A 4,749-nucleotide genomic window follows, 5' to 3' on the forward strand; every position below is an offset into this window, starting at 1 on the left:
TCTCGAAGTCGCGGATCACCTGGGCCTCGGCGATCGCATAGCCGCAGCGTATGCCCGCCAGCCCGTACGCCTTCGAGAAGGTTCGCATGCGGATGACGTTTGGCCTGGAGATATCGATCGGCGGCAGCGCCGAGGCCGGCCCGAGTTCGCCATAGGCCTCGTCGAGCACCAGCATGGTGGTTTCCGGCAGCGCCTCGATGAAGCGGATGATCTCGCTCGCCTCCCACCAACTGCCCATCGGATTGTCGGGGTTGGAGAGATAGACCAGCGGGGCCTTGTCCCTGCGCACCGCCGCCAGCAGGCCATCCAGGCTTTCCCGGTCGTTCTCGTAAGGGACCGTCACCAGTCGTCCGCCGACACCGGCGATGTGGAAGTTGAAGGTCGGATAAGCGCCGAGCGATGTGACCACAGCATCGCCGGGCGCCACATACATGCGTGCCACCAGAGCGAGCAGGCCATCTATGCCTTCGCCGACAACGACGTTCTCTGCTTTTACGCCGTGATGCGCGGCTACCGCCACCTTCAGATCGTGATTGTCGGGATCGCAATACATCCACATGTCGCCGGCGATCTCGGCCATGCGGGCGATGACGCGTGGCGAGGGACCAAAGCTGCTCTCATTGGCGCCGATGCGGGCGCGAAAAGCGCGGCCACGCTCGCGCTCCTGCGCTTCGGGGCCGACAAACGGCACCGTCGAGGGAAGCGCTGCGATGAGCGGCATGAGGGGAGGGCGCTGATGCATGGTGGAAGCTCGCTTGAAAGGGCCTTCTTGCTAGCGCGCCGGATGGGTCGGTGCAAGTTGCCGCTGGGCAGATCCGTAACGCTGGATTCTTTCGGCCGCTTTTGCTAGCGAGACGTGATGAACAACCGTCTGCCGCCTGCTTGGTCAAAGCACATCAAGCCCGGACCCGCGCCGAAAGCGAAGGGGCCGATACTCAAGCCGACAATGAGCCAAGAAAACGCTCAATCGCGAGCGCAGGCCGACGAAGCGCTGCTGAACCAGGCCTATGCCCTTCAGCAGGCCCAGCGGCTCGACGAGGCCCAGGATCTGTGCCTTCGGGTGCTGGCGCGCACGCCAAACCATCCGCTCGCTCTGTATATCCTGGGGACCCTATACCAGCGTTACGATGACGAGATGGCCTTGCGGTATTTCGCGCGGGCGGTCGGCGAGGAACCTAAAAACCCCTACTACCACCTCAGCCTGGGCGAGGCCTATGCGAAGGTCAGCGAATATTCGCCAGCCATCAGGCATATGCTGTATGCTTTGGAACTGCAGCCCGGCCTTATCGAGGTGCTTTGTGCCCTGGGGCACGCCTACACCAAGTTTGACAAACCCGGCATGGCTTTGCCGCTCTACGAGAAGGCGCTCAAGATCAACCGCGATCATCCCAAAGTGCGGGCGGGGCTGGCCAGTGCGCTCAGCGGCCTGGGGCGCATGGATGAGGCCGCCGCCTGTCTGAAAGAAGCAATCGGACGTCGCATCGACGTGCCGACTGCCTACAACGACCTTGTGCAGACGAAAAAATTCACCGAAGAGCCGGAGGAACTCCAATCCATCCTGCGTGAACTCGGCAATCCCAAGCTTGATCCGGACAGTGCTTACAAGCTCCATCACGCTGCCGGCAAGGTGCTGAACGACCTCAAGCGCTACAGTGAGGCATTCGACCATTTCAACAGGGCGAAACGGGCCTCCGGCTACATCTTCGATATCAATCTGTATCGCCGCTGGATCGACTCCCTGATTGAAACCTTCACGCCGGACTTTCTGGCGGCCAGGGCCGGCTATGGAAATCCTTCCGAAGTGCCTGTGTTCGTGGTCGGCATGCCGCGGTCGGGCACAACGCTCACGGAACAGATCTGCGCCAGCCATCCCGATGTTCAAGGGGCAGGCGAGCTTAACAAATTGAGGCGGGTCGCCAATGCAATCGGCCTTAAAACCTCATCGGCTGGCGATTTGAGCCGGCCGGCCATGTCGGTCACGCAAGACCTGTCCAGAACGCTGGCGGAAGAGCATCTGTCCTACCTTAGGGAGTGGGCGCCTGCCGCGCTTCGCGTGGTCGACAAGATGCCGCACAATTTTGAAATGATCGGCCTTATCGGTCTTCTCTTTCCCAACGCGCGCATCATTCATTGCCGCCGTGACGCCATCGACAATTGCGTCTCTTGCTTTGTCCAGACCTTCAACAAAGGACACAGCTACAATACTGATTTGCGGATACTGGGTCTGTACTATCGTGAGTATGACCGACTGATGCGCCATTGGAACGAGGTTTTTCCAGGCCTTATATTCGAAAATCGCTACGAAACGCTGGTCGAGGATCAGGAGGCGCAGTCACGCCGCCTCATAGATTACCTTGGGCTGCCCTGGGATGACGCCTGCCTGCGTTTTTTCGACAGGGATGGTTCGGTCAACACGCCCAGCCGCTGGCAGGTCCGCCAACCGATCTACAAATCGTCCGTCAAGCGCTGGAAGAATTATGAAGGCGAGATCCAGCCACTCATCGATGCTTTGGGCGACTTGGCGGACGCGTAATTCAAACGAGTCTGGCGTGCCTCTCATGCGCGCACGCCTCCTCGATTTTGGTTGGCACTGCTGAGCTGAAGAAGCGCAGGGATGCGCGTGATTCCGCCCCCGATGGTCCCAAACGCAGTCGCTCGGTTGGTCGATTATTTTCTACGGGTCGACCCTCGAAGCGCTTGGTCGCCAACGCGCCGGCCGCAGTGTCCGAAGCTGCCTATGAGGCCAGATCTGGTGGATTCAACTGGTTTTTTTTGGTAGCTAGGGACCATGAACAGCCGCCTGCCGCCCGCTTGGTCCAAACACCTGAAAACTCGGTCCGGACCGCAAATCCCGCAGTCGAAAATCGTGCAGCCCAGGGCGGCCTCTCTGTCGCACGTCCAAGCCGACGACGCACTGCTAAGGCAGGCCTTCAACCTTCAGCAGGCAGATCGGTTGGCGGAGGCAGAGGCGCTATGTCAGCGCGTTTTGGCGCGCAATCCCCGACATCCTCTTGCTTTGTATTTGTTGGGCACCTTTGCGCTCGATCTGGATGACGAGATGGCCATTCGCTGTTTTGAGAGGGCCGTGAGGGAAGCACCTCAAAATCCGCACTATCACCTGACGCTGGGTGAAACCTATTTGAAGGTCGGCGAACATTCCGATGCGATCCGCCATCTTGAGGTTGCCTGCCAGCTGAAAGGCGACTGGGTTGAAGCGCTTTGCGCACTTGGGCGCGCCTACACCGAATTCGGCAAGGCCGATCTTGCGGTGCCGCTTTATGAGAAAGCGCTTGAAATCGACAGCGGCCGTTCCGCCATTCGAATGGGACTGGCCAATGCGCTTGTAAGCCTGGGCCGGATGGACGAGGCGGCGGGATATATGAAGGAGGCGATCAGTCACCGTCAGGATATCGCGGCCGCCTACAACGGCCTGGCCAGCATCCGAAAATTCTCTGAAGAGCCGGCGGAATTGAAATCCATTCTGACCGAGTTGAAAAATCCGGGACTCGACAGGAAAAGCATACAGCAGTTCCACCATGCGGCCGGGAAGATACTGAACGATATCAGGCGCTACGACGACGCGATCGGCCATTTCCGCCAGGCAAAGGAACTTTCAACCCGCCGCTTCGGTATGGAGTCCTATCGGCGCAGCGTCGATTTCATGATAGAACTGTTCGATCCCCGGATGCTGGCCGCCAAGGCAGGTCATGGAAGCACATCGGACGTGCCTGTTTTCGTGCTTGGCATGCCGCGTTCCGGCACCACTTTGACCGAGCAGATCCTTGCTAGCCATCCCGACGTCCATGGAGCCGGTGAGCTGACAAAGGTTCGGCGCATCACCAACAGGCTGGCGCCGAAAACACGCTCGCCGGAGGAATTCCGAAAATCCGTCCTGGATATGACAGTTGATCAGTCGAAGTCCCTGGCCGATGAATATCTCACCCATATCAGGCAACGATCGCCCGACGCGCTGCGGGTAGTGGACAAGCTGCCGCATAATTTTGAGCTTATCGGCCTTATAAGGATCTTGTTCCCCAAGGCACAAATCATTCACTGCCGTCGCGATGCCATCGACAATTGCATCTCGTGCTATTTCCTGAGTTTCAACGAGGACAATATCTACAACGCCGATCTCCATACACTCGGACTATATTATCGCGAGTACGACCGGCTTATGCGGCATTGGGACAAGGTGTTTCCAGGGCAAATCCTGCAGAACCGCTATGAGGACATGGTCTCTGACCAGGAAGGCCAATCGCGCCGCCTGATCGACCATCTGGGACTGCCCTGGGACGACGCCTGCCTGCGATTCTTTGACAAGGGCGGCGCGGTGAACACGTTCAGCCGCTGGCAGGTTCGACAACCGATCTACAGCTCGTCCGTCAGTCGCTGGAAGAATTATGGCAGCGCAATCCAACCGCTGATCGATGGCTTGGGCGATTTGGCTGGGAATTGATCCAGCCGTGAAAGCTCCGGCGCTGCCGGACTGGCGAATAGACCCGATTGCCGTAGCTGTCAGGGCTCGGCTTCGTCGGATGGCTTGTCGCTCGCCACCCTTCAGGAAGTGCAGGGGCTCGGTCTCGGGCAGGGTCGCCGCATCTTTGGCAAGCCAATGAAAAACCGGCATGAAAAAACCCGGCGGTTGCCCGCCGGGTTTCGATTTCGAAGGCGAAATTGATTAGAAATCGCGCTGGAAGCGGAGGAGACCGCCGACATTGTTCTTCTTGGTTGCCGCGACCCAGCCGGAGT

The 4,749-nt window shown here is 59.0% G+C and carries 3 protein-coding genes; 2 read left to right on the plus strand and 1 reads right to left on the minus strand.

Going from position 1 to position 4,749, the window contains the following annotated elements; translation table 11 throughout:
• The coding region (locus tag EN991_RS23770) for an aminotransferase class I/II-fold pyridoxal phosphate-dependent enzyme (RefSeq protein WP_127369672.1) at positions 1-742 on the minus strand (742 nt) is incomplete at its 3' end.
• 117 nt (positions 743-859) lie between these two features.
• On the opposite strand from EN991_RS23770, the gene EN991_RS23775 reads away from it, so the two are divergent.
• Complete coding sequence (locus EN991_RS23775) at positions 860-2,533, plus strand: sulfotransferase (RefSeq protein ID WP_127369673.1); 1,674 nt, start codon at positions 860-862, stop codon at positions 2,531-2,533.
• Between the two features lie 255 nt (positions 2,534-2,788).
• On the plus strand, positions 2,789-4,456 hold the full coding sequence (locus EN991_RS23780; protein WP_127369674.1) for a sulfotransferase: 1,668 nt from the start codon (positions 2,789-2,791) through the stop codon (positions 4,454-4,456).
• Positions 4,457-4,749: the final 293 nt, after the last annotated feature.

The organism is Mesorhizobium sp. M7A.F.Ca.US.005.03.2.1 (assembly GCF_003997795.1).
GTDB classification, from domain to species: domain Bacteria; phylum Pseudomonadota; class Alphaproteobacteria; order Rhizobiales; family Rhizobiaceae; genus Mesorhizobium; species Mesorhizobium ciceri.